This window comes from Vagococcus sp., assembly GCF_036639995.1.
In the GTDB taxonomy this organism is placed as follows: domain Bacteria; phylum Bacillota; class Bacilli; order Lactobacillales; family Vagococcaceae; genus Vagococcus.
In genome coordinates this window covers 1-23,046 of record NZ_JAVWHO010000008.1, presented here as the reverse complement: position 1 = coordinate 23,046, position 23,046 = coordinate 1, and the positions used below count along the sequence as shown (strand labels likewise).

Annotated in this window: 22 protein-coding genes and 1 pseudogene; 6 read left to right on the top strand and 17 right to left on the bottom strand. The window is 33.6% G+C overall.

The genetic code is table 11. The features are described from left to right. Positions 1-2: 2 nt before the first annotated feature. The 4 genes from rpoC to RR554_RS04080 form a co-directional block, all read right to left on the bottom strand. On the bottom strand, positions 3-3,653 hold the full coding sequence (gene rpoC, locus RR554_RS04095) for a DNA-directed RNA polymerase subunit beta' (protein ID WP_332467479.1): 3,651 nt from the start codon (positions 3,651-3,653) through the stop codon (positions 3-5). Positions 3,654-3,707: 54 nt separating this feature from the next. Further along, the gene (gene rpoB / locus RR554_RS04090; protein WP_332463218.1) at positions 3,708-7,283 is read right to left on the bottom strand and encodes a DNA-directed RNA polymerase subunit beta; all 3,576 of its coding nucleotides are present in this window, start codon (positions 7,281-7,283) and stop codon (positions 3,708-3,710) included. A gap of 1,090 nt (positions 7,284-8,373) precedes the next feature. Beyond that, positions 8,374-8,973 (bottom strand): class I SAM-dependent methyltransferase, encoded by a 600-nt coding sequence (locus tag RR554_RS04085; protein WP_332463217.1) that lies wholly within the window; start codon positions 8,971-8,973, stop codon positions 8,374-8,376. Positions 8,974-8,983: 10 nt separating this feature from the next. Then, the gene (locus tag RR554_RS04080) at positions 8,984-9,538 is read right to left on the bottom strand and encodes an SGNH/GDSL hydrolase family protein (RefSeq protein ID WP_332467478.1); all 555 of its coding nucleotides are present in this window, start codon (positions 9,536-9,538) and stop codon (positions 8,984-8,986) included. An 89-nt stretch (positions 9,539-9,627) separates the two neighbouring features. Here RR554_RS04080 and RR554_RS04075 point away from each other — a divergent pair, with 89 nt between their 5' ends. From RR554_RS04075 to RR554_RS04060, 4 genes are all read left to right on the top strand, one after another. Beyond that, positions 9,628-10,176 (top strand): acyl-CoA thioesterase, encoded by a 549-nt coding sequence (locus tag RR554_RS04075; protein WP_332463215.1) that lies wholly within the window; start codon positions 9,628-9,630, stop codon positions 10,174-10,176. A 2-nt stretch (positions 10,177-10,178) separates the two neighbouring features. After that, on the top strand, positions 10,179-11,102 hold the full coding sequence (gene coaA, locus RR554_RS04070) for a type I pantothenate kinase (RefSeq protein WP_332463214.1): 924 nt from the start codon (positions 10,179-10,181) through the stop codon (positions 11,100-11,102). Positions 11,103-11,159: 57 nt separating this feature from the next. After that, complete coding sequence (gene guaA, locus RR554_RS04065) at positions 11,160-12,689, top strand: glutamine-hydrolyzing GMP synthase (RefSeq protein ID WP_443081320.1); 1,530 nt, start codon at positions 11,160-11,162, stop codon at positions 12,687-12,689. A 266-nt stretch (positions 12,690-12,955) separates the two neighbouring features. Then, positions 12,956-13,174 (top strand): hypothetical protein, encoded by a 219-nt coding sequence (locus RR554_RS04060; RefSeq protein ID WP_332467476.1) that lies wholly within the window; start codon positions 12,956-12,958, stop codon positions 13,172-13,174. On the opposite strand, the gene RR554_RS04055 is transcribed toward RR554_RS04060, so the two are convergent. The 5 genes and pseudogenes from RR554_RS04055 to RR554_RS04035 all read right to left on the bottom strand — a co-directional run. Continuing rightward, positions 13,148-13,705 carry a hypothetical protein gene (locus RR554_RS04055; protein WP_332467475.1) on the bottom strand — a complete coding sequence of 186 codons (558 nt, stop codon included), beginning with the start codon at positions 13,703-13,705 and terminating at the stop codon, positions 13,148-13,150. The genes RR554_RS04060 and RR554_RS04055 overlap by 27 nt on opposite strands. 18 nt (positions 13,706-13,723) lie before the next feature. Continuing rightward, the gene (locus RR554_RS04050) at positions 13,724-14,257 is read right to left on the bottom strand and encodes a hypothetical protein (protein WP_332467474.1); all 534 of its coding nucleotides are present in this window, start codon (positions 14,255-14,257) and stop codon (positions 13,724-13,726) included. 341 nt (positions 14,258-14,598) lie between these two features. Further along, a complete protein-coding gene (locus RR554_RS04045; RefSeq protein ID WP_332467473.1) occupies positions 14,599-14,934 on the bottom strand; it encodes a phage head closure protein in 336 nt (111 codons plus the stop codon). Then, entirely contained in the window at positions 14,921-15,205 is a 285-nt protein-coding gene (locus tag RR554_RS04040; protein ID WP_332467472.1) for a head-tail connector protein, read from the bottom strand. The genes RR554_RS04045 and RR554_RS04040 overlap by 14 nt, the downstream gene beginning before the upstream one ends. Positions 15,206-15,259: 54 nt before the next feature. Continuing rightward, positions 15,260-15,505: pseudogene (locus RR554_RS04035) on the bottom strand (phage major capsid protein); the annotation flags it as partial. 106 nt (positions 15,506-15,611) lie between these two features. Between RR554_RS04035 and RR554_RS04030 the strand changes: the two are divergent. After that, positions 15,612-16,814 (top strand): hypothetical protein, encoded by a 1,203-nt coding sequence (locus RR554_RS04030; RefSeq protein WP_332467471.1) that lies wholly within the window; start codon positions 15,612-15,614, stop codon positions 16,812-16,814. 382 nt (positions 16,815-17,196) lie between these two features. Continuing rightward, a complete protein-coding gene (locus RR554_RS04025; protein ID WP_332467470.1) occupies positions 17,197-17,742 on the top strand; it encodes a hypothetical protein in 546 nt (181 codons plus the stop codon). Positions 17,743-17,860: 118 nt separating this feature from the next. Here the strand turns inward: RR554_RS04025 and RR554_RS12110 are convergent, their stop codons facing one another. From RR554_RS12110 to RR554_RS03990, 8 genes are all read right to left on the bottom strand, one after another. Further along, a complete protein-coding gene (locus RR554_RS12110) occupies positions 17,861-17,992 on the bottom strand; it encodes an IS3 family transposase (protein ID WP_443081319.1) in 132 nt (43 codons plus the stop codon). A 384-nt stretch (positions 17,993-18,376) separates the two neighbouring features. After that, positions 18,377-18,811, bottom strand: a complete 435-nt coding sequence (locus RR554_RS04020; protein ID WP_332467469.1) for a hypothetical protein — start codon at positions 18,809-18,811, stop codon at positions 18,377-18,379. Then, entirely contained in the window at positions 18,801-19,961 is a 1,161-nt protein-coding gene (locus tag RR554_RS04015) for a nucleotidyltransferase (RefSeq protein ID WP_332467468.1), read from the bottom strand. Before RR554_RS04015 ends, RR554_RS04020 begins: the two co-directional genes overlap by 11 nt. Further along, positions 19,962-21,095 (bottom strand): HNH endonuclease, encoded by a 1,134-nt coding sequence (locus RR554_RS04010; RefSeq protein WP_332467467.1) that lies wholly within the window; start codon positions 21,093-21,095, stop codon positions 19,962-19,964. Positions 21,096-21,777: 682 nt separating this feature from the next. Beyond that, positions 21,778-22,044, bottom strand: coding sequence for a YdeI/OmpD-associated family protein (locus tag RR554_RS04005; RefSeq protein WP_332467466.1), 267 nt, complete (start codon positions 22,042-22,044; stop codon positions 21,778-21,780). A 48-nt stretch (positions 22,045-22,092) separates the two neighbouring features. Then, positions 22,093-22,347: a YdeI/OmpD-associated family protein gene (locus tag RR554_RS04000; protein ID WP_332467465.1), complete on the bottom strand. Its 255-nt coding sequence runs from the start codon at positions 22,345-22,347 to the stop codon at positions 22,093-22,095. Continuing rightward, the gene (locus RR554_RS03995) at positions 22,332-22,673 is read right to left on the bottom strand and encodes an alpha/beta fold hydrolase (protein WP_332467464.1); all 342 of its coding nucleotides are present in this window, start codon (positions 22,671-22,673) and stop codon (positions 22,332-22,334) included. The genes RR554_RS04000 and RR554_RS03995 overlap by 16 nt, the downstream gene beginning before the upstream one ends. Beyond that, positions 22,670-23,046, bottom strand: a 377-nt coding sequence (locus RR554_RS03990) for an alpha/beta fold hydrolase (protein ID WP_332467463.1), incomplete at its 5' end; no start/stop codon positions are given. The genes RR554_RS03995 and RR554_RS03990, both read right to left, overlap by 4 nt.

The following is a 23,046-nucleotide window of genomic DNA, read 5'->3' as shown; positions in this document are numbered from 1 at the left end:
TATTACTCTTTATTTTTTAACGCATCAGCAGCTGCCATTTGTGCTTCAATGTCACTAATACTGTAAACATTTTCGCTAGCAACGCCCACTTCTTTTGGTTCCATGTTACGGTATTTAGCCATACCAGTACCGGCAGGAATAATCTTACCGATGATAACATTTTCTTTAAGTCCAAGTAAGTGGTCTTTCTTACCACGAATCGCTGCATCCGTTAACACACGTGTTGTTTCCTGGAATGACGCCGCAGATAAGAAACTGTTCGTTTCAAGAGACGCTTTAGTAATACCTAGTAAGACTGGACGACCAGTTGCTGGTGTACCACCTGTTACTAATGTATTGTAGTTACGTTCTTTAAATTCGCTAATATCAAGTAATGTACCTGGCAAGATGTCAGAATCACCTGGATCCATAACACGAACTTTACGTAGCATTTGACGAACCATAACTTCGATATGTTTATCGCCAATTTCTACCCCTTGCATACGGTATACTTTTTGTACTTCTTTTAGAAGATAGTTTTCAACAGTTAATACATCAGTAATTGTTAACAATTGTTTTGGTTCAATTGAACCTTCTGTTAATGGTGTACCACGATCGATAATGTCACCTTCAGCAACTTTCATACGAGATGTGAAATGTACACTGTAAGTTCTTGTATCTGTTTCACCTTTAACCACAACTTCTTTTGTACGGTCTGTTTGATCTTCAATAATTTCAACCACTTCCCCAGCAACTTCAGAAACAACAGCAACCCCTTTAGGATTACGAGCTTCGAAAATTTCTTGGATACGAGGTAAACCTTGAGTGATATCATCTCCGGCAACCCCGCCCGTATGGAAGGTACGCATTGTTAACTGAGTACCAGGCTCACCGATTGATTGAGCAGCAATTGTACCAACTGCTTCCCCAACTTCAACTTCAGAACCAGTTGCTAAGTTACGTCCGTAACAGTGTTTACATACACCGTGTTTTGTATTACATGTAAAGACTGAGCGAATTGAAATTTCTTCAATGCCAGCATCTGTAATTTCTTTAGCAATATCCTCAGTAATAATTTTATTAGCTTCAATGATAATAGCACCAGTTTCTGGATGTTTCACTGATTTACGAGTGTAACGCCCTAACATACGCTCTTCAAGAGTTTCAATAATTTCATTACCTTCACGGATAGCTTTAATATCAAGACCGCGATCAGTACCACAATCAGTTTCACGAATGATAACATCTTGGGCAACGTCAACTAAACGACGAGTTAAGTAACCTGAATCGGCTGTCTTAAGGGCAGTATCGGTCATACCTTTACGAGCCCCATGAGTTGAGATAAACATTTCTAAGACTGTTAATCCTTCACGGAAGTTAGAAACGATTGGTAACTCCATGATTCGACCATTCGGTGCGGCCATAAGTCCACGCATACCAGCTAACTGAGTAAAGTTGGAAATATTACCACGGGCACCAGAGTCACTCATCATGAAAATTGGGTTACGATCGTCTAAACTTTCCATCAGTTTAATTTGGATAGCATCTTTTGTTGCATTCCAAATGGCAATAACGCGCTCATAACGCTCGTCATCTGTAATTAAACCACGACGGAATTGTTTTGTTACAGCATCTACTTGTTTATGGGCTTCTTCAATCATTGCTTGTTTTTCATGTAAAACAACGATATCGGCAATCCCTACAGTCATACCTGCATAAGTAGAATGTTTGTAACCTAAGTCTTTCATTCTATCTAACATTTTAGATGTTTCGGTAATTTTGAAGCGTTTGAAGACTTCAGCGATGATATTACCTAAGTTTTTCTTCTTGAATGGACCAATTTTTTCTTGTTTTGCAATATGAGCAGGAATATCAGTTCCAGCTTCTACAAAATACTTATCAGGTGTTTGAACTGTTAAGTTATAATCAGTTGGTTCATTTAAGTATGGGAATTCTGGTGGCATAATTTCGTTAAAGATAACTTTACCAGCAGTTGTAATTAAAATACGATCTTGTTGCCATTCAGTAAATGGTTTTTCAGGCATTGAGCTTGTTTGTAAACCAATACGAGAATGTAGATGTACATAACCATTTCTCCATGCTAAAACAACTTCATCTAAGTTTCTAAAGATCATACCTTCCCCGATTTGTCCTGGCTCTTCCATTGTTAAATAGTAGTTACCAAGAACCATATCTTGAGATGGTGTAACAACTGGTTTACCATCTTTAGGGTTAAGGATATTTTGAGCAGCTAACATAAATAAACGAGCTTCTGCTTGAGCTTCTTCACTTAAAGGAACGTGAACCGCCATTTGGTCCCCATCAAAATCGGCATTGTAAGCCTCACAAACTAATGGGTGAAGACGAATCGCGCGACCTTCAACTAAGACAGGTTCAAACGCTTGGATACCTAATCTATGTAGCGTCGGTGCTCGGTTAAGTAATACTGGATGTTCTTTAATAACATCTTCTAAAACGTCCCATACAGCGTCTTCTTGACGTTCGATTTGGCGTTTAGCATTTTTAATGTTACTTGCAATTTCACGTTTAACCAATTCGTGCATCACAAATGGTTTGAACAATTCAATTGCCATTTCTTTTGGCAAACCACATTGGTACATTTTAAGGAAAGGTCCAACAACGATTACTGAACGTCCTGAATAGTCAACACGTTTACCAAGTAAGTTTTGACGGAAACGACCTTGTTTACCTTTAAGCATGTGTGATAAAGATTTAAGTGGGCGGTTACCTGGTCCAGTTACTGGACGGCCACGACGACCATTATCAATCAAAGCATCCACTGCTTCTTGTAGCATACGTTTTTCATTTTGAACAATGATTCCTGGTGCATTTAAATCTAATAAACGTTTCAAACGGTTATTACGGTTAATCACACGACGATACAAATCGTTTAAATCACTTGTTGCAAAACGTCCACCTTCTAATTGAACCATCGGACGTAAATCTGGTGGGATGATTGGCACAACGTCCATAACCATCCAGCTTGGTTCATTTCCTGATGTTCTAAAGGCTTCTAAAATATCTAAACGGCGAATAGCACGTGTTCTCTTTTGTCCTTGCGCTGTTTTTAAATCTTCTTTTAATTCAGCAACTTCTTTTTCTAAATTAACATCTTCAAGTAGGCGTTTAATTGCTTCAGCACCCATACCAGCTTGGAAACCTTGACCATATTGTTGGCGTTTTTCACGGTATTCACGTTCTGTTAATAATTGTTTCACTTCTAAAGAAGTATCTCCTGCATCTGTTACTACATATGATGCAAAGTAGATAATTTCTTCTAAAGCACGCGGGCTCATGTCTAACACAAGACCCATACGACTTGGAATTCCTTTGAAGTACCAGATATGTGTTACTGGTGCTGCTAATTCAATATGAGCCATACGCTCACGACGAACTTTCGAGCGAGTTACCTCAACCCCACAACGGTCACAAACGATTCCCTTATAACGAATACGTTTATATTTTCCACAAGCACACTCCCAGTCCTTAGTAGGACCGAAAATGCGTTCACAGAAAAGACCATCACGTTCTGGTTTTAAAGTACGGTAATTAATTGTTTCAGGTTTTTTTACTTCACCGTATGACCAGCTTCTAATTTTTTCAGAAGAAGCTAAGCCGATTTGCATACTTTCGAATTTATTTACATCGATCAAAAGATGTCCCTCCGTTTCTTTATCTGTCAGAATAACTATTGGTCAAGTTTCTTACTATTCCTTGCCTTCTTGTGCATCTTTTAATGATTTTTCAGCTTGTTCTTTTTCAGCTTGCTCTTTCGCATATTTAGCTAAAGCATCCACTGTAATAAGATCATCGTCCTCATCATCCATATCGCGTAATTCGATTTCTTCATCGTCTGCATCTAATACACGCATATCTAAACCAAGTGCTTGAAGTTCTTTAACAAGTACTCGGAATGATTCAGGAACACCTGGTTTTTGAATAGGTTCACCTTTAACAATTGATTCATAAGTTTTCACACGACCTACAACGTCATCAGACTTGTAAGTTAAAATTTCTTGTAATGTATAAGCAGCTCCGTACGCTTCAAGCGCCCAAACTTCCATCTCACCAAAACGTTGTCCACCAAATTGAGCTTTACCTCCAAGTGGTTGTTGCGTTACTAATGAGTAAGGTCCAATTGATCTAGCATGTAGTTTATCATCAACCATGTGGGCTAATTTAAGCATGTACATAACACCAACTGAAATTCGGTTATCAAACGGTTCACCTGTACGACCATCGTAAAGAATTGTTTTAGCGTCTTTTGCTAAATCAGCTTCTTCAACTGTTGCCCATACGTCTTCTTCATTGGCACCATCAAATACTGGCGTTGCTACATGAATACCTAATGAACGAGCAGCCATACCTAAATGAAGCTCAAGTACTTGCCCAATATTCATACGAGAAGGTACCCCTAATGGGTTTAACATGATATCAACTGGTGTACCATCTGGTAAGAACGGCATGTCTTCTTCAGGCATAATACGAGAAACTACCCCTTTATTACCATGACGACCGGCCATCTTGTCACCTTCATGAATTTTACGTTTTTGAACGATATAAACACGGACTAACATATTAACACCTGGTGCTAATTCATCCCCTGCTTCACGAGTAAAGATTTTAACATCATGAACAATACCGCCACCGCCATGAGGAACGCGTAATGATGTATCGCGAACTTCACGAGCTTTTTCACCAAAGATTGCATGTAATAAACGCTCTTCAGCAGATAATTCAGTTACCCCTTTAGGAGTTACTTTACCAACTAGAAGGTCACCATCTTTAACTTCAGCACCGATTCGGATAATACCCATTTCGTCTAAGTCTTTAAGTGCGTCATCCCCAACGTTAGGCAATTCGCGAGTGATTTCTTCAGGTCCTAATTTTGTATCACGAGCTTCTGATTCATATTCTTCAATATGAATAGAAGTATAAACATCATCTTTAACTAAACGACGGCTCATAATAATCGCATCTTCGTAGTTGTAACCTTCCCACGTCATGAATGCCACTAATACGTTTTGTCCTAAAGCCATTTCTCCTTCTTCCATAGAAGAACCATCTGCTAATGTGTCACCAGCTTCAACCACTTCACCTAATTTAACAATTGGGCGTTGGTTATAGCTTGTTCCAGCATTTGAACGGTGGAATTTAATGACATTGTATTTATCTAAAGCGCCATTGTTACGACGGATTCTAATTTCTTTAGCATCCACATATTCAACAACACCATCATTTTTACATAGTAAAGCCGCTCCAGAGTCATGGGCTGCTTTATATTCCATACCAGTACCAACGATTGGTGAACGTGGTTGGATTAAAGGCACTGCCTGACGCTGCATGTTCGCTCCCATAAGTGCACGGTTAGAGTCATCGTTTTCCAAGAAAGGAATACATGCTGTCGCTACCGCAACTACTTGTTTAGGTGAAACGTCCATGTAGTCAACCTTTTCTACATTAACTTCTAAATTTTCACTTTGAATACGAGCCATTACTAACTCTTCAGCAAATGTACCATCTTCATTTAATGGAGAGTTTGCTTGAGCCACCATATAATGGTCTTCCTCGTCAGCAGTTAAATAATCAATATGAGCCGTTACTGTACCAGTTGAACGATCCACACGACGATACGGTGTTTCGATAAAGCCATATTTATTTACTTTTGCATAACTTGATAAACTATTGATCAACCCGATATTTGGTCCCTCAGGCGTTTCAATCGGACACATACGGCCATAATGCGAATAGTGAACGTCACGAACTTCGTATCCAGCACGATCACGTGTCAAACCACCAGGTCCTAAGGCTGATAAACGACGCTTATGAGTTAACTCACTAAGCGGATTTGTTTGGTCCATGAATTGAGACAACTGAGAAGAACCAAAGAATTCTTTCATAGAAGCAACAACTGGACGAATATTAATTAATTGTTGTGGTGTTAGCGTTTCAGTGTCTTGAATAGACATACGTTCACGAACCACACGTTCCATACGTGACAAACCAATACGGAATTGATTTTGTAGTAATTCACCAACTGAACGAATACGACGATTACCTAAATGGTCAATATCATCTACATTGCCAATACCTTCTTGTAAGTTCAAGAAGTAGCTCATAGTAGAAATAATATCTGCTGGGCGAACTGTTTTTACTTTATCGCCTAAATTACCATTACCAATTACGTTAACAATACGTTCAGGATCTTTTGGTGATAACACTTTAATAACTTGAACTGTCATTGGTTCAGTTACAACACCATCTTCACTTGGGTAGTAAGTCACACTATTGATACCATTATCTAAGTGTTCTTCTAAGCCATCCATGACTTGACGAGTAATAACCGTTCCTTTTTCAGCAACAATTTCACCTGTTTCAGGATCAACCAATGTTTCTCCTAATGTTTGGTTTAGTAAACGTGTTTTTAAGTTTAACTTTTTGTTAACTTTGTAACGACCTACAGCAGCTAAATCGTAGCGTTTAGGGTCAAAGAAACGAGAGTTTAATAAGTTTCTTGAACTTTCCGCTGTCTTAGGCTCACCTGGGCGAAGTCTTTCATAAACGTCTTTTAAAGCTTCCTCTGTTCGAGAGTCACCTGAATTTTTATGAATGTCTTTTTCTATAGTAGCTTGTAAACTTTCACTTTCACCAAAAATTTCCATAATAGTTGAATCTGAACCAAATCCTAAGGCACGAACAACGACTGTAAATGGAATTTTTCTTGTACGGTCAATACGAGCGTATGATAAATTTTTAGCGTCTGTTTCTAATTCTAACCAAGCACCACGGTTTGGGATAACTGTTGTTCCGAAACCTTCTTGACCATTCTTTTCAGTTTTTCCGTTAAAGTAAACTCCGGGTGAACGAACTAACTGCGATACAACAACTCTTTCTGCCCCATTAATAATAAATGTTCCCATTTCTGTCATTAATGGAAAATCTCCAAAGAACACTTCTTGTGATTTGATTTCACCAGTTACTTGGTTATCTAATCTTAATGTGACATGAATTGGTGCTGAGTAGTTAGCGTCATGTGCACGAGCTTCTTCTACAGTGTACTTAGGTTCTTTCATTTCATAATCCACAAATTCTAATGATAACTTGTCGCTAAAATCTGTAATTGGCATGATGTCTTCAAACATCTCTCTTAAACCTTCATCTAAGAACCATTTGTAAGAGTCTGTTTGAATTTCAATTAAGTTTGGCAGTTCCAATACTTCACTAATTCTTGAATAACTGCGTCTTTCTCGGTGTTTTCCGTATTTGACTACGTGTCCAACCAAATTAAGTCACCCCTCTGAGTTTTCTTCCAAATGATCTTATGTTACAAATATTAAGTATTCATTACAAGAGTTGTAACAAACTGTTTTTAAGTAAAAAAAAACCAAAAATAGATGGTGAGCATATCAGATATGGTCGATCTATCTTTGTTTTCCTATTAATTAAAGGGATATGGACAATATTTCATACACCTTTTCATTCGTAAACATAAAACCTTCTGCAACTAATCATTTTAACGCCTTACCAACTTTTTGTCAACAAAAAAAAAGCCAGATCCCCACCTGGCTTCCTCCCCATTAATCCTTGTCGTCGTATCAACTCTCATTTCAACGTGACAGTCATTTAAAAAGCCCGACTTTTCAAATGACAGGACTATAAGTTCCTATTCTATGTAAAAAGCAATCGATCTCAAGTTAGCCTCTCTAAGTTACTAACTATCGAGAAATTTCTAATAAAGTAATAATTTACAAAAAAATTAAATGACCAGTTTAATATACCGCCCCTTACTACAAATATCCCCATTTTCGGTATGCTAAACAATTTAAACAATCATTTGGAAATACGTTACTTTGAAAGAATACCTTTTCATCTTTTAAAATAAAAGAAATAAAAAGAAAATTACTCTTATTTACACAGAACACTAAATCGGAACTGCAATAATTATTATATTACATTTATTCACAAATAGTCCTCACATTTTTCCTATCCATGAGTAATAAATGAACATTGATATTTTTTAACAATCTTTAATTCAAAATAAAAAAACAACTTCACAATTTAATATAATTACTATTATAAAATAACAATAACTAATCCCTTTGTTTTAACATGATTAAACTGTTTTAATTATTTATTTATGATATTTTATTTATTAAATATCTTATTAAATTTACTTTTTAAGTTTTGATTGTGAAAACGTATTATTAAAAACGCCAACAATAGTTATTTATTTCACAAACTATTTTTTATAAAAAACCTTTATTATAAAAACGAAAGATTGTCTGATATTGAGTAATTCCTCTCACTTACTTTCTTTGCATATTCGTTAATTATATTTAATTTGTAAAAAAATAAAAGTAAGCATTCTCATGCTTACTTCTGGCTGACAATAATAAAATAACCTTTTTCTTTAGTAATAATTTCTGCATTTCCAAAAATTTCTTCCATTTTTTTCTGAGCACTCGGTGCCCCTTGTTTTTTTTGAATAACAATTGTGAGCGTTCCACTTTTAGCTAATTTATCATATGAACCTGAAATGATTTCATGAACAACTTTCTTCCCAGCTCTAATAGGTGGATTACTGACAACTGCTGCAAACTGATTATTTTCAACGTCGTCATAAATATTAGAGGGGTAAATTGTGACATGTTTAATGCCATTTAATTCAGCGTTTTCTTTCGCTAAATCAACAGCTCTTTCATTCACATCTACCATCTCAACATGTCTGCCAGTACTATGAGCTAATGATAAACCAATTGGACCATAACCACATCCAACATCAAGAATGCTACCTTCTGGCAACTCTGTGTCATCAAACGCATCAATCAATACACGGGAACCAAAATCCACAGTTCCTTTTGAAAATACATTACTATCTGTGATAAATGTAAAATGCTTACCTCTCAATGGAAATGTCCATTTTTTTCTGTCATGAGCTACTTCTGGTTGGTTTGTATAATAATGATTACTCATTTAATTTCTCCTATCGGTTGTTAATTGTTTGACTAATTAAACGCCCTAACAAATCATAGCCTTCATTTGAAAAGTGGATACCATCTCTTTGTAGATAAATGGATGGATTTACTTGTTGCATTTCTGAAAGCATATCAATATAATCCAAGCGATATTTAGCCGTTAGTTTTTGCGCGACACTGTTAAAAGCTTCTAATCGTTTCATTGGTCTTTCTTCTTGATAAATTCTTTGGTCACAGAAAGGTACGCCAATCAAAATAACTTTTGAGATACCAATCTCTTTAACTATTTCATCTAAATTTTCTTCATACTCTTCAATAGGCAAGCCTGTTATAGTCGATACATCATTAGCACCAAAAAAAACTGTTACAATATCAGGATCATACTTAAGAACATGATCCTCCAAACGTTTTCTGGCTCCCTTTGTTGTGTCTCCAGGAATTCCTGCGTTTATAATGTCAACCTCTTTAACTTGTGCACTAATTCGTTCATTTAATCGGAAATCAGTTAAGCCATTTTCATAACCAGCTGTGATACTATCTCCAAACAAAATGATTTTTTTCATTGTTTAACCCTCACTGTTCATTCTATTTGACCATCTGTGATATAATCATTAAGACTTTAATATCATAGCACAAATAAGGAGTTGTAAACATGTTTATTGAATTACCAAAAACAAAAAAATGCCGAGAGTCTAGAATCATTCAAACACACCGAGTGTTTCCAACTGATTTGAATACATTCGGTGCTTTATATGGTGGAAAGTTGATGTCTTTAATAGATGATACGACCTCTATCTCTGCATCAAGACATTGCAGAAGACCAACAATGACAGCTTCTACTGATAAATTAGACTTTCTACACCCAATCTATGAAAACCACTCAGTTTGTGTAGAGTCTTATGTCACAGGAACTGGAACAAAATCTATGGAAATTTTCGCTAAGGTTCTTGGTGAAAACTTAACTACAGGAGAACGTTACTTAGCTGCAACCTGTTTCATGACTTTTGTTGTCGTTGAGACAGAATATAACTTTCAAGGCGTCCCTAGTGTCGTTCCTGAAACAAACGAAGAAAAGATGATTCATCAAGGATATGAAAAACGTAAAGCAATCCGTATGAAAGAATTAGCTCACAATAAAGAGTTAGGTAATCATATTTCGCTTGAAATTCCTTGGATGGATGGGTCAAATTTAGGAGTTTAGCTATGGATGAAAGAACTAATTACTATCATTTGACAAGAGATGAGTGGCAAGGCTTTTACCGTAATGGCATTGCCCCTTTAACAGACGAAGAATTACAACAAATTAAGAGTTTTAATGACCAAATTTCCTTACAGGACGTTCAAGATATCTATATTCCATTAACTCATTTAATTCATATTTATATGAAGGAATATGATTCACTTCATTTAAGTAAAGGACTGTTTATGCAACAATTTGTCCCCCCAGCACCCTTTATTATCGGTGTGGCTGGTAGTGTGGCTGTTGGTAAGAGTACCACTGCAAGACTTTTACAAATGATGTTATCCAGAACCTTTAAACGCCGAAATGTTCAACTCATAACAACAGATGGTTTCCTCCATCCAACAAAGACGTTAATTGAGCGTGGTATTTTGGATAAAAAAGGATTTCCTGAAAGTTATGACATGGAAAGACTGCTTAATTTTTTAAACTCTGTTAAAAATGGTGAAGATAATCTTCAAATTCCAATTTATTCTCATGAGGTATATGATATTATCCCTGACGAGTTTGAAACAATTACCCAACCAGACATTTTAATCGTTGAAGGAATCAACGTTTTACAGTCACCAGCGAACCAAAGAATCTATATTAGTGACTTCTTTGATTTCTCTGTTTACGTTGATGCAGACTCGAATTTAATCGAATCTTGGTACTTAGAACGCTTTGAAGCATTATTAAACCTTGCAAAAAATGACAAAACTAATTATTATTATGAATATGCGAACGGACCTAGAGAAGTAGCTTTGGATTTTGCGAAGAAAGTTTGGCGAGATGTGAATGTAAAGAATTTAGAACAGTTCATCTTACCAACTAGAAGTCGCGCTGATGTGGTTATCCATAAATCAGATAATCACACCATTGATGAAATCTCTTTGAGGAAGTTCTAAAAAAATTTAAAGAAAGATAGGGTGAAGCAAGTGACAAACACGTCCGATTTTAAAGACATGGAAAAAATCATCGTTTTGGATTTTGGTAGTCAGTATAACCAGTTAATTACACGCCGCATTAGAGAGTTTGGAGTATTCTCTGAATTAATGAGCCACAAAATCACTGTGGAAGAAATCAAGGAAATCGCACCAAAAGGAATTATCTTCTCTGGTGGACCAAACAGTGTGTATGATGAAGAAAGTTTTTCAATTGACCCTGAAATTTTTGAATTAGGTATTCCTATCTTAGGTATTTGCTACGGTATGCAATTAATGACTCACAAATTAGGTGGGGTTGTTAAAAGTGCTGGAGCGCCAGAATACGGAAAAGCCATGATAGATGTTACTGATTCATCTACAAAATTATTCAAGAGCTTACCTGAACATCATCAAGTATGGATGAGTCATGGTGACTTAGTAACAGAAGTTCCTGCAGGATTTGACGTTGTAGCGACAAGTGAAAGCTGCCCTATTTCAGCGATGGAAAACCAAGAAAAAGGCCTTTACGCCGTTCAATTCCATCCAGAAGTCCGTCACTCTGAACATGGTAACGACGTTCTACGTCATTTTGCTTTTGACATCTGCGATGCTACTGGTGATTGGTCAATGGAAAGTTTCATTGATGTTGAAATCAACAAAATCCGTGAACAAGTTGGCGACAAAAAAGTTTTACTAGCTCTTTCTGGTGGCGTGGATTCAAGTGTGGTTGGGGTTCTTTTACAAAAAGCAATCGGTGACCAATTAACATGTATCTTTGTTGACCACGGTTTATTACGTAAAGATGAAGGCGACCAAGTAATGGATAGCTTATCTGGAAAATTTGGCTTAAACATTATTCGTGTGGATGCTAAAGAACGTTTCTTAAGTAAATTAGCTGGTGTATCTGATCCAGAAACGAAACGCAAAATCATTGGTAACGAATTTATCTACTTATTTGATGACGAAGCAGCTAAACTAGACGGAATCGACTTCTTAGCTCAAGGAACTCTATACACTGACGTTATTGAAAGTGGTACCGATACAGCCGAAGTTATTAAATCACATCATAACGTTGGTGGCTTACCTGACGATATGGAATTCGAATTAATCGAGCCGTTAAATACTTTATTTAAAGATGAAGTACGTGCTTTAGGAATTGAGCTTGGTATGCCTGAATCATTAGTATGGCGTCAACCATTCCCAGGACCAGGATTAGGTATCCGTGTTCTTGGTGAAATTACAGAAGAAAAATTAGAAATCGTTCGCGAAAGTGACGCGATTTTACGTGAAGAAATTGCTAAAGCTGGCTTAGACCGCGACATCTGGCAATACTTTACAGTTCTACCAGGCATTCGTTCAGTGGGTGTTATGGGAGACGGTCGTACTTATGACTACACTGTAGGTATCCGTGCGATTACATCAATTGACGGTATGACTGCTGACTTCGCCCGTATTGATTGGGATCTATTGCAAAAGATTTCAGTTCGTATTGTAAATGAAGTGGCTCACGTTAATAGAATAGTGTATGACATTACGAGTAAACCACCAGCAACTGTTGAGTGGGAATAAAATTGTTATTTTATACATTAACAAATATTAACATATAGCTGATATTTCGACATTTATAAAAATTAAAACGTCATATAATTATACCTATTTTCATAATATGGCATTAATTATGGCATTAACTTTTTATCATTTGTTGGGGAGCAAACTGAAGCACTTACCTTATTTGGTAGGTGTTTTTGTTTATAAAATTTAATTTAAATATTTAACATTTTTTAATTTGTTTTAATTCGATTATATGGTACTCTGTATATACGGAGGTGTAGTTTATGGCAAAAAAATTATTATTAGATGATCTACTGGGGGCTTTAGACACAAAGTATTTTAATGTTGACAAGATTTTATTGAACGATGTTACAATCGACGATGACAATTGTTCATTTATTATTAATAACTTATCAGATTCTTTTAAAGATGATTTAAAAGCTATTACAGACAGACCTGCGGAAGGTCTGTCTGTTTTATTTTATTATCTGATTAATTTTTAATCCTTTATTGTTATGATACAAAAATCTACTATTACAAGTATTTACGTCCAGGATAATTTTAGCGTTTAAAGTTAGTACTTGTTCACCCGGAATTGTTGCTCCCGCATCAGTTGTCATTAACACTGATTGAATAGCTAGATCCATTCCCTCACCAATCAAAGAAAATGTTTTCAATATACTTGTGTACGGATTGAATGTATTTCCAGGTACAATAACAGGATCTAAGGGCATGGTACCTGATACTAGCACTATGTCATTTTCTTCTAATTTTTCTTTTTCACTATTTTTAAAAATATCTACATTATACTCTTCTATATCACCATCTTCTCCAGCTAAATATAAAGGTTGATTCATAGGAAATGTGGTTGCAATTACTTGTATGTTTTTTCCTTCTACTTTTTGTTTCAAATTTAATATATTCTTACTTTCTTTAATAAATAATATAATTTTTGAAATATTATTCTCCTCAGCGTAATTCACCGCTTCATCAAAAAGCTTATCTAAAGTTTTTATCTCTTTATTTTGTATCATTATATAGTCTCCTTCTTATCAAATTAGCATAGCTAAGTAATCATTATTGTTTTCTTTATCTAAAATATGATTATCCGGATGGCAAACATGTTTTTGAAACATATTTAAAGCAATTACAGCATTCATTTTTTTTAAATCTATATTTGTGTCCTCTGGAAAAACTAAGTGATACTTTCCCCATGTTTTTTCATTTGCATTTATATGATACTTCGGATATTTAGTATAATTATCATTAAAATCAAATCTAATTAAATCTTCTTCATTAGGTATTCCTCTTAATTCATAACTAAACTTGAAACTTTTACAATCTGTATCTTCAATAGGAAACAGAATCTCATTAATTTTGACAGTATATTCTATATAGTCACAAGATATAAATTTTTTATCTTCTATTTTAATTAGAACGCTGTCTATTTCCTTAGCATTAGTTTCAACATACTTAAATTTAACTACACTCGTAATATCATCTCTACCTAAATCTAATCTTTCACTCAAAAACTTACCAATTTGATTTAAATAATCGCTAATGGATTGATTATAAATATGAGCCAATTTAACACCTCTTTTCTAACAAATTCAATTATACACAAAAAAACACACCCTGTTAAGAGTGTGTCTGACATTACTTTTAGCAAAAAAAGCGTAACCCCTACACCAAGCGTTAGTGTAGGAACCTTCTTATTCTCAATTATCAATCATTTTTGAACGTTCCCAGCTCCTTACTTCAGTTAGTCCAGCACGCTTGCAATCATGCCCACAATTTTCACATTAATAAGAAACTTCGATAAATTTATCTGTAAAATCTAGGTAGCTACTCCCTTCATTTACTACCTTAAATACACTAAAATTTACAACTGTAACCAAGTTAAAACACTATAATATCAAGTTTTTTCTTATTTCTTTTTACCATAAACCACTGTAAATTCTTTATAAGCATTATCGGGATTAATTCGTACTACTTCTAATTTTTGTCCGTTAAAATCAATCCTATCACTCATACTAATATTACTAGCCATTTCATGCCGTACTACAAAAATAGTTGTATCCTCATACTTAGTTCCAATTTCAGCTTGAATATCTTTCATAGTGGTTGTTTTAACATGACACCAACAAGAAAATTTTTCTACCCAGCCTTTTGTTTTTCCACCTGTTTCCTCATTAACAATAGTTTTTTCTTCCTCAAATTTAATTCTATCGTTAAACTGATTCACATTATTAATGAGTGGCATAATAAGCACCTCTCATTTGTTGTATCATAGCCTGCACTGTTACTGGTATGCGTTCACTACTGGCTTCTTGTCGGTTTAAATACCAATGTTGCGTTAATAGACTAACTGACCAATTAAATTGCTTGTAGTCCTCAATTATTCCCTCTTTTGCCTTACTATCAATAGCGCTAATAATATAATCACTAGCCGTTACGATTAAACTTTGAAGCATTTCATCATCCAACTTATGATCTATTCTTAAACTATTTTTTATATCTTTTACTTCAACCATGCTTTATCCCTCCTAAAAAGAAAGGATAGCCGAATTATCGACTACTCTATTATCCTATTCTCCTGTAGTTGGTGTAAATTCAATGTATCTAACAGCTTCTTCATCAATTTTTTGATAATCATTTCTGACAATTACAGTTAATCCTTGTGAGTAAAAATCAAATTTTTCCCATTGAGTTGTTACTTGGTTACGTCTTCCCACTAATAATGGAGCACCAAACAATGAATCCCCACTAGGAATCGTCATATCAGGTTGTAAAATATATCTTCCTTGTGAATCTTTCATTTTAACACGCTGATAGTCCATCAGTTCATTTTTACGTTTAATTGTTTTTTACCAAATGATTTATTCACTTTTAGTTAACACAATGTTAAACTTATGAACATAAGTTATAAGGAGGAATTTTATGAAGAAAAGAATGATAATATGCTTGACTCTATTACTGTTTTTATGCTTTGGTATTAATCAAAAAAATGCTGAAGCATCTGCTCAAGGAGCGTACATTAAAGATGGTAGTATGATTCAAGTGACAAAGAAAAACTATGACATGTGGCAAAATTTTGGTTGGAAATACAAAAATAATACCACTAACGTCTACAATAAAACATTTGAAGCACGTGGACGCTATAAACATAGAAATGGACAAACCTACTATTCACTATTCGATAGTAAAGGAAGATGGCAAGGTTACCTAAACAGCAATGCCACTAAAAAAACAGGCCGACAAGGTAATTATATTTCTGATGGTTCTTATGTCAAAATCTCTAAAAATAATTACGATATGTGGCAAAATTTCGGATGGAAATATAAGAATAATACATCAAATATCTATGGTCAGACTTTCCAAGCCCGAGGAAAATACGAACATTTTAATGGTGCCACTTATTATTCTTTATATGACAAGAATGGTTTATGGTACGGGTATTTAAATGCAACAGCTACACAAAAAACAAAACCTGAAGGTAACTATATTACTGACGGAAGATACATCAAAGTAACCAAAAAGAACTATGGTATTTGGCAAAACTTCGGATGGAAGAAACGAAATAATTCAAGTAATTTTTACAATCAATCCTTGTTAGCACGAGGAAGATATAAACATTTTAACGGAGAATCTTATTATTCTTTATTCGATAGTAAAGGTACTTGGGTAGGATATTTAAACACAAATGCAACGGAATTGTACAAACCACAAAATAAGAAAGTCTACAAAGTAATCCATAAAGACACTAAAGGAAAAATCATTAAATCAACCAAAGGATACGACTTCGTTTCTGAAAGTAATGATAGCGGTGTAATCACTTCAACTGCTCCAAACGGGGACACGGTAACAACAATTACTACAACAAAATTTTGGAAGAAAAAAACATCGACAGAAGTAGTACCAGTATCATCTTTAGGAAACAGTGGAATTCTAACTAAAGACTTAGGGGAAGCTGGGCGACTTGGCGGTAGAATGCACAACGACCCTAATTCAGAGTTTAGCCAAATGTGGATTGAAGGAGATTTTTTCTATGGATATGGTTGGAAAACTATTCAAGTTGAAATGTCAGACGGTTCTAAATGGTATTCAGTTGAGTTTTACTTAATTAAAGAACCAATCGATTAAGAAGAAAATTAAATTAAAAAAAAACAATAAAGGGTACTTCCAAAATCAGACTTTTTTACAAAACATAGAAAAAGATTGAAGGAAAATGAAAATAAATCGAGATATAGTAATAAATTATATTAAATCTATGAGCTCTAATAAATTTACCAAGTCCAAAAATGCAATCCAATATTATGTATTTAATCAAGGATTTATTTACTCTCAGCTAGCAAAAAAATTCGATACTACAGAACAAGACCTTCATGCATTATCAGCTATTGTCGGTAGTCCGCAATTAGGCATTTGTTCACTCAACAATTATGCCTGGACAATACAGGGAGATATAAATCAAACTAATCGATGGATCAAACTATACTTTAAATCATAAACACAAACTAAAGTCGTGACAAAAGAATCCATCACTTTAGAAAGATTTCTTAGAGCTAAACAACAAGCTATTACTGATAAACAATTCAATGTGCAAAATAAAATTCGATTACAGCAGATAAACAAAGAACGACAGCTGAAGCAAGAAAAGCACCATCAAATAAAAAATGGAGGACAATTAAAACAAAGAGATTTCAGAAATAAACTTAAGGAATCAGATAGAAATCTGGGAATAAATTTTGATTCTAAAATGAAAATCAGACGTGGTTTTCTATTTATTATACTATTAGCCATAGGCACACTGTTTTTAGCTGTTCAATCCCCTACCTCGCTGAACAATGATTTATCGATAATAACTTATATATCTCTAATCACTATTGGATTTAGTATTTATAACCAACTTAAACCAAAAAAATATTCAACTATTATGACTATACTATTGTTTACTATCGGTCTGTTCATCATCCCATATTCTCTATTATTTTTTATTATCATAACTCTAATTTCATTTCAGAAGTATATCTTAATATTTATTAGACACATAAACTCCAATAACACTTAATTACTCGTTTTCGAAGACAATAAAAAATATCAAAAAACAAAAATTTAAAATAAGATATGTAGTAAACCTTAAAAAATAGGCCCTTAATATTAAAGAGTAGAGATATCTGCTCCTTTTTTTATTGTCCAGCCATCTTCAGACAGATATCAACAAGGATTAGTCCCCCTAACTTCATTTTTACTCGATTATTGTTGTAATAATAAATCCAATCTTTTATTGCACTCTTTAATTCATCAAAACTATAATAAATTTCTTATATTAATAAATAAAAAAATTTCGATTAATGAATTGTCTAAACATTTTCTCTTTTGAGACATACTTTAATATATTTTATTATCTTTAAGATGTTGCAAGAATTGTTGCATTTGATATGCCCAACCCTGATCTGAGTGAAAAGTTCTTCCAAACGGACAGTTTGATTTTAATTTTATTGCCTTTAATTGCGCTCTCTAAACGGATTGTGCTGTAGATTTTTCAGAAATAGAATATGATATAATTTCATTATTGAACATATACAAATAAGGATCAAGATATAACTTTTTTTGTTAAATCTCCTTATCTATCTGTCACATAATATTTTAGTTTAGCCGTATCTGTTGTCTACATTTTTTTATCCATATGAAGAATAAATCATTTATGGATGATCTCCTCCACCTCTCCAAATACCATCATCTAACCAATATTCATAATAATAGAGCCACTCACATATCCACGGTATGATTGTGTCGTGAATTGTTTGAGCTCTATCCCATTCAAATTTTTTTGGATGATATAGACATAATCTCACTCGATTATTGTTAATATCAATTTTATAATTATGAGGAAATTCAGGCAACTCTATTTTTTTTATATTACCAACTAACCAAACCTCAAATTCTCCACTTTTCCCTTTAATTATTTCAATTGGATAAAAAGGTGAAAAAGGTGTAGGTTGTAACAATATAGAAAAACGCAATTTTCCATTTCTGTAACTCACTTTTGTATTTGTAAATTTATTACTAGCATATTCAAACTGTAACGACTGACTTAACACCTTCTTTTTAAAAAGAACATATTTTTTATTTCCCATAAAATGTATGACTTTTTAAAGGTGCAACTACTGATTTTTCATTAATTAGCGCAATATTTCCTTTGTTAGTGACTCCTAACTTACCGTTCTCTCTGTCATTGATATTATTAATATTATAATTATCAAAAGATTCATTCACAGCTCTGGTTCCAAATATAGTTCTCATATTATTTTTCATAGCTCCCATTCCATCTGTAAAGTTTAAAGGATTTTCTACAATATCTTCTTTAGCTTTTGATAACCATGTATAAAATGCATCTTTTTTGGATGGTTCCTCAATCCATTTATCAGCAAAGTTTTCAGACTTCATAGTTGGATTACAAATTATTACACTTCCAGTACCATCAATCTCAATAAATTTTTCCATATTTTCTAAAATATTTTGAATAGCTTCAAATAAATTTTCTTCTCCATTATATGCTTTGGCTGCTAAAGTTGTAATTATTATTGAAATTGGTTTATCATCACAACCTGTAAACAGAACGTCACGATGTCTTTTTAAAATTTGAATAGCCATTTGCAAAGGAGTTCGAACTTGAGATAGTTTTATTTTTTCAATTTCGACATCTCTACTTTCAGCTAAAAACTGACGATTTTTCTTAAAAGATTGCTCCATTTCTTTAATGAACCATTCCCGATAAGATTTTGGATCGCTATTTTTATCTAGATATTCATTACTCTCATTTTTATGAGTTATTCTAATTTTTGTATCTAGATTATTCTTATCAGAAGTTATTTTAGAATTTAGAGGTACTGATGGGAGTATATCCATATGAAATTTAGAGTATTGAAGTGTCCAGCATCTTTTACCTTCCTCATCGAGCATTTTATTGTAACGGTCACTCTCTTTCAAACGGTTTCCTACTATATTTTTAATATCCTTAGCTAATAGAGAACTACCATTTTCTAATAAACAAACAAGATCAACATCGTAATCTCCTTCAACATCATTTTCAATTGGTTTTACTACTGTTCCTAATGATAATGAACCTTGTGGAAAGATTCGAATATCCATATCTTTTTCCATTTTACCAAGATAATTACCTACAGCTTCATAAGAACTTACTACTTCATCTGACATTGTTTTTGAAATATTTAAACTTTCAGCGAGTTCTCTATAAATTTTATCTAAAATATTACTTTTGTCCAATTAATCATCTCCCTTTATTGATAGTGCATTTATAAAACCTAATTTTTGTTGTTGATCAAACAACCGCCATTCTACATCAACATTTTTTTGATAATTCATACCAATCTTAATAAGTATAGAAACTGGCGCAGCCATGAAAAAATTTATCACTTTCACATTGGGAAATTCTATTCTAATTTTTTCAATCAAATTTTCTCTAAATTTTTTGATAAATATATCCGCGTCTATTTCTGAAGAAACTGCATCAAAAGCTTGCCTTTTTGCTCTAATCACAAAAGTAGGTAATGTATGATTAGGTTGTTTTCCCTTCACTCTCTCATAAGCGATTTCAGCACTTATAGACAGAATTATATTAACTTCATTCTCACTATCTACTCTTAAAATTAATTGTTCAACTAAAAATTCGTTAGTTTGATTTTCTGTTTTCCAGTCCCATTTTAGTGTTCCTTCTCTAAATCGCTGATATACTTTAATATTAGATTCATCATTCAACAAAAAACCTAAGTACACTAACAAAGGTGATGGTGCCAAACCAAAGACACTAACACATCCAGAATCCTTTAATGATGGCTTAATTTCATTTATTTGTTTTTTTATTGTCTGTTTTGCTATTGAAAAATAAACTTCATCATGAGGTATGCCTAGAATATCCACTAAAATGGAATAATACTTTCCATTAAAAAAATCTCCATTATTTAACAATACTGGGGAAAGTTCTGATAATTCCTGTTTAATAGTATCGTGTTCCGTTATTCCTCCTCTAAAAAATAAAATTGATGATTTACTTCGTTGAGTATCCACAACTGCAGATACTTTTGCTTCAAATTCACTCTTTTGTTTTTTTAATATTTCAGCAGTATATAAGTCAGGATGGTCATCAATTAATTTATGATCTTCCATACATAACAACATTAGATTGTCTAGTACGTGGGGATTGGATTGTGACTTGGAATATCTGGGCCCCTGTTGACTGAATGCATGTATATGAGCCTTTTGCGCTAAATTTACTAAAGTATTAGTTTTTTCTTCAATATAAATTTTCTTTCCACATATCTCACATCTTCCAGCAGAAATAGCCCATAATGCATTTTGAATAATTACCGGTATGTTTCGACTATAGCTTTTTTCCTCCAATAAAATAACCCCCTAAACCGAATTTACGTTCCCAATAATTATATCATAGAAAAATATGACAATAACTACATATAGATTTCAAAAACATTAAAAATCTATATATTGTGAGAAATGAAATTCACCTTATTCAAATAAAAATAACTGTTACCAAAGTTTATTAATGTTAAATTCCATTATCAACGTCAATATCCCTTTAAGCACTGTATAATTCAATTCTTTTATTTCCAAATTTTTAATTTAACACAACTACAAATAATTGCTAACATACTTAAAAATGTAGTTTTTTAACAATTTAGACTTGTAGGGAAAAGGCAGTTTTCACTACCTTTTTCTATTACTTTTCATGTATCATGGGCTTAGAATATTAGAATCAATTCATTTAGTTGTTATATCAATTGATTTAACTGATTATATTTGCCTACAAATTAACAACCACTTTTCCCTCCACATCCCATTTATACATACGACAAATTTGGCACAAATTTGTCGTATCTCATTTTCATGAGTTTCTTTATTTGGTCAATTTACGGATACATTAAACATATGATGTCAGTTAAAATTATTAGAAAAATTATAAATTTGGAAATCTGATAAATACATTTATTTAGATTCATAAAAAAACTGAACACTAAATCGCATCAATACGAATTAGTGTCCAGCCCAATAACTTCATTACCAAACTTTATGGCCTAAACCACTCTTCTTTCTCCCATGAAGCAATCAATCGGTTCAGTCTTCTTAATCTAGTTTCTTCTTTTTTAGCACTCATTATCCACCAAATTGAATCTCTTTTGTAAGAAGCTGAAAGTTGCTCAAAGAACTCCCAAGCTTTTAGATTATTCTTGATTTCATCCTCATACTCTTTTATAAGTTCAACATTTTTACTGACTGCTGAATAGCCTTCTTGATCTTTTCTTTGATGATAAAGGGCTAATCCTTCTGGTCTCATTTGGTTGAGCTCAATCAGTTTTTCTACCTTCTGAACATTTACTTTACTTCAAACGCTATTGGGTTTACGCGGTGTAAAGCGGATTTTGTAACTCTCTTTATCTACTGTTTTTCGAATGCCGTCTATCCATCCAAAAGCTAGAGCACAATCTACTGATTCAGACCAAGTTAGACTAACTTTTTTACTTTTTTTCTTAAAAAAGCCCAACCAGATTTCATTTGTTTCTTGGTGATGAGTTTCTAACCAATCAGTAAATTCTTGTTGATTACTAAAATATAGAATCTCGCTCATTTTTCTAGCCATTGTAGAATCATTTGATTTAATTCTTCTGGTTTTTCTTCCTGCATCCAATGTCCGGTGTCTAATGTCTTAACATCAATATTAGGAACAAATTCTTTTATATTTGGAAGTGGCGGGATAACATCTTTTTCACCATATACCATTAGTGTTTTCTGATGGACTATCGGTGAAACTTCACCTAATAAATGCCAGTTACGATTTAGATTTCTATACCAATTAATACTTGGAGTGAAGCCTTTTTGTTTGAAACCTGAAATATAAACAGATAGATCTTTATCACTCATTACTGATTCACCTAAAGCCGTAGTCGCATTAGCTAGATTAATCATTTCCATACCTTCACCGGAGCTTGAGCTGGAACATTTTTTCGATACAAGTTGTTCAAAAATTGTGAGGTATTTTCATTTAATATGGCATCTGCAACACCTGGTTGTTTGTTAAAGTGAACAAAATAATAATCTTCTCCTAAAAATTCTTCCATAAAATCAATCCATGGTTTTTCACCACGAATTTGGTATGGTAAGCATAAATTAATCATTTTTTTAACGCGTTCTGGATGCAGTAAAGACATACTCCAGACAACACTTGCTCCCCAGTCATGCCCCATAAAAATGGCGTCTTGATAATTGTAGTAATCCAAAAGAGCAACCAAATCCCCTGTTAAATGTTCAATATCATATTGCGTCACTTCTTCTGGACAAG

Coding starts and splice junctions, on each gene's coding strand:
- RR554_RS04085 (WP_332463217.1), bottom strand. CDS start 8,973: ATGAGTAATCATTATTATACAAACCAACCAGAAGTAGCTCATGACAGA.
- RR554_RS04080 (WP_332467478.1), bottom strand. CDS start 9,538: ATGAAAAAAATCATTTTGTTTGGAGATAGTATCACAGCTGGTTATGAA.
- RR554_RS04075 (WP_332463215.1), top strand. CDS start 9,628: ATGTTTATTGAATTACCAAAAACAAAAAAATGCCGAGAGTCTAGAATC.
- coaA (WP_332463214.1), top strand. CDS start 10,179: ATGGATGAAAGAACTAATTACTATCATTTGACAAGAGATGAGTGGCAA.
- guaA (WP_443081320.1), top strand. CDS start 11,160: ATGGAAAAAATCATCGTTTTGGATTTTGGTAGTCAGTATAACCAGTTA.
- RR554_RS04060 (WP_332467476.1), top strand. CDS start 12,956: ATGGCAAAAAAATTATTATTAGATGATCTACTGGGGGCTTTAGACACA.
- RR554_RS04055 (WP_332467475.1), bottom strand. CDS start 13,705: ATGATACAAAATAAAGAGATAAAAACTTTAGATAAGCTTTTTGATGAA.
- RR554_RS04045 (WP_332467473.1), bottom strand. CDS start 14,934: ATGCCACTCATTAATAATGTGAATCAGTTTAACGATAGAATTAAATTT.
- RR554_RS04040 (WP_332467472.1), bottom strand. CDS start 15,205: ATGGTTGAAGTAAAAGATATAAAAAATAGTTTAAGAATAGATCATAAG.
- RR554_RS04030 (WP_332467471.1), top strand. CDS start 15,612: ATGAAGAAAAGAATGATAATATGCTTGACTCTATTACTGTTTTTATGC.
- RR554_RS04020 (WP_332467469.1), bottom strand. CDS start 18,811: ATGGGAAATAAAAAATATGTTCTTTTTAAAAAGAAGGTGTTAAGTCAG.
- RR554_RS04005 (WP_332467466.1), bottom strand. CDS start 22,044: ATGAGACCAGAAGGATTAGCCCTTTATCATCAAAGAAAAGATCAAGAA.
- RR554_RS04000 (WP_332467465.1), bottom strand. CDS start 22,347: ATGGCTAGAAAAATGAGCGAGATTCTATATTTTAGTAATCAACAAGAA.
- RR554_RS03995 (WP_332467464.1), bottom strand. CDS start 22,673: ATGATTAATCTAGCTAATGCGACTACGGCTTTAGGTGAATCAGTAATG.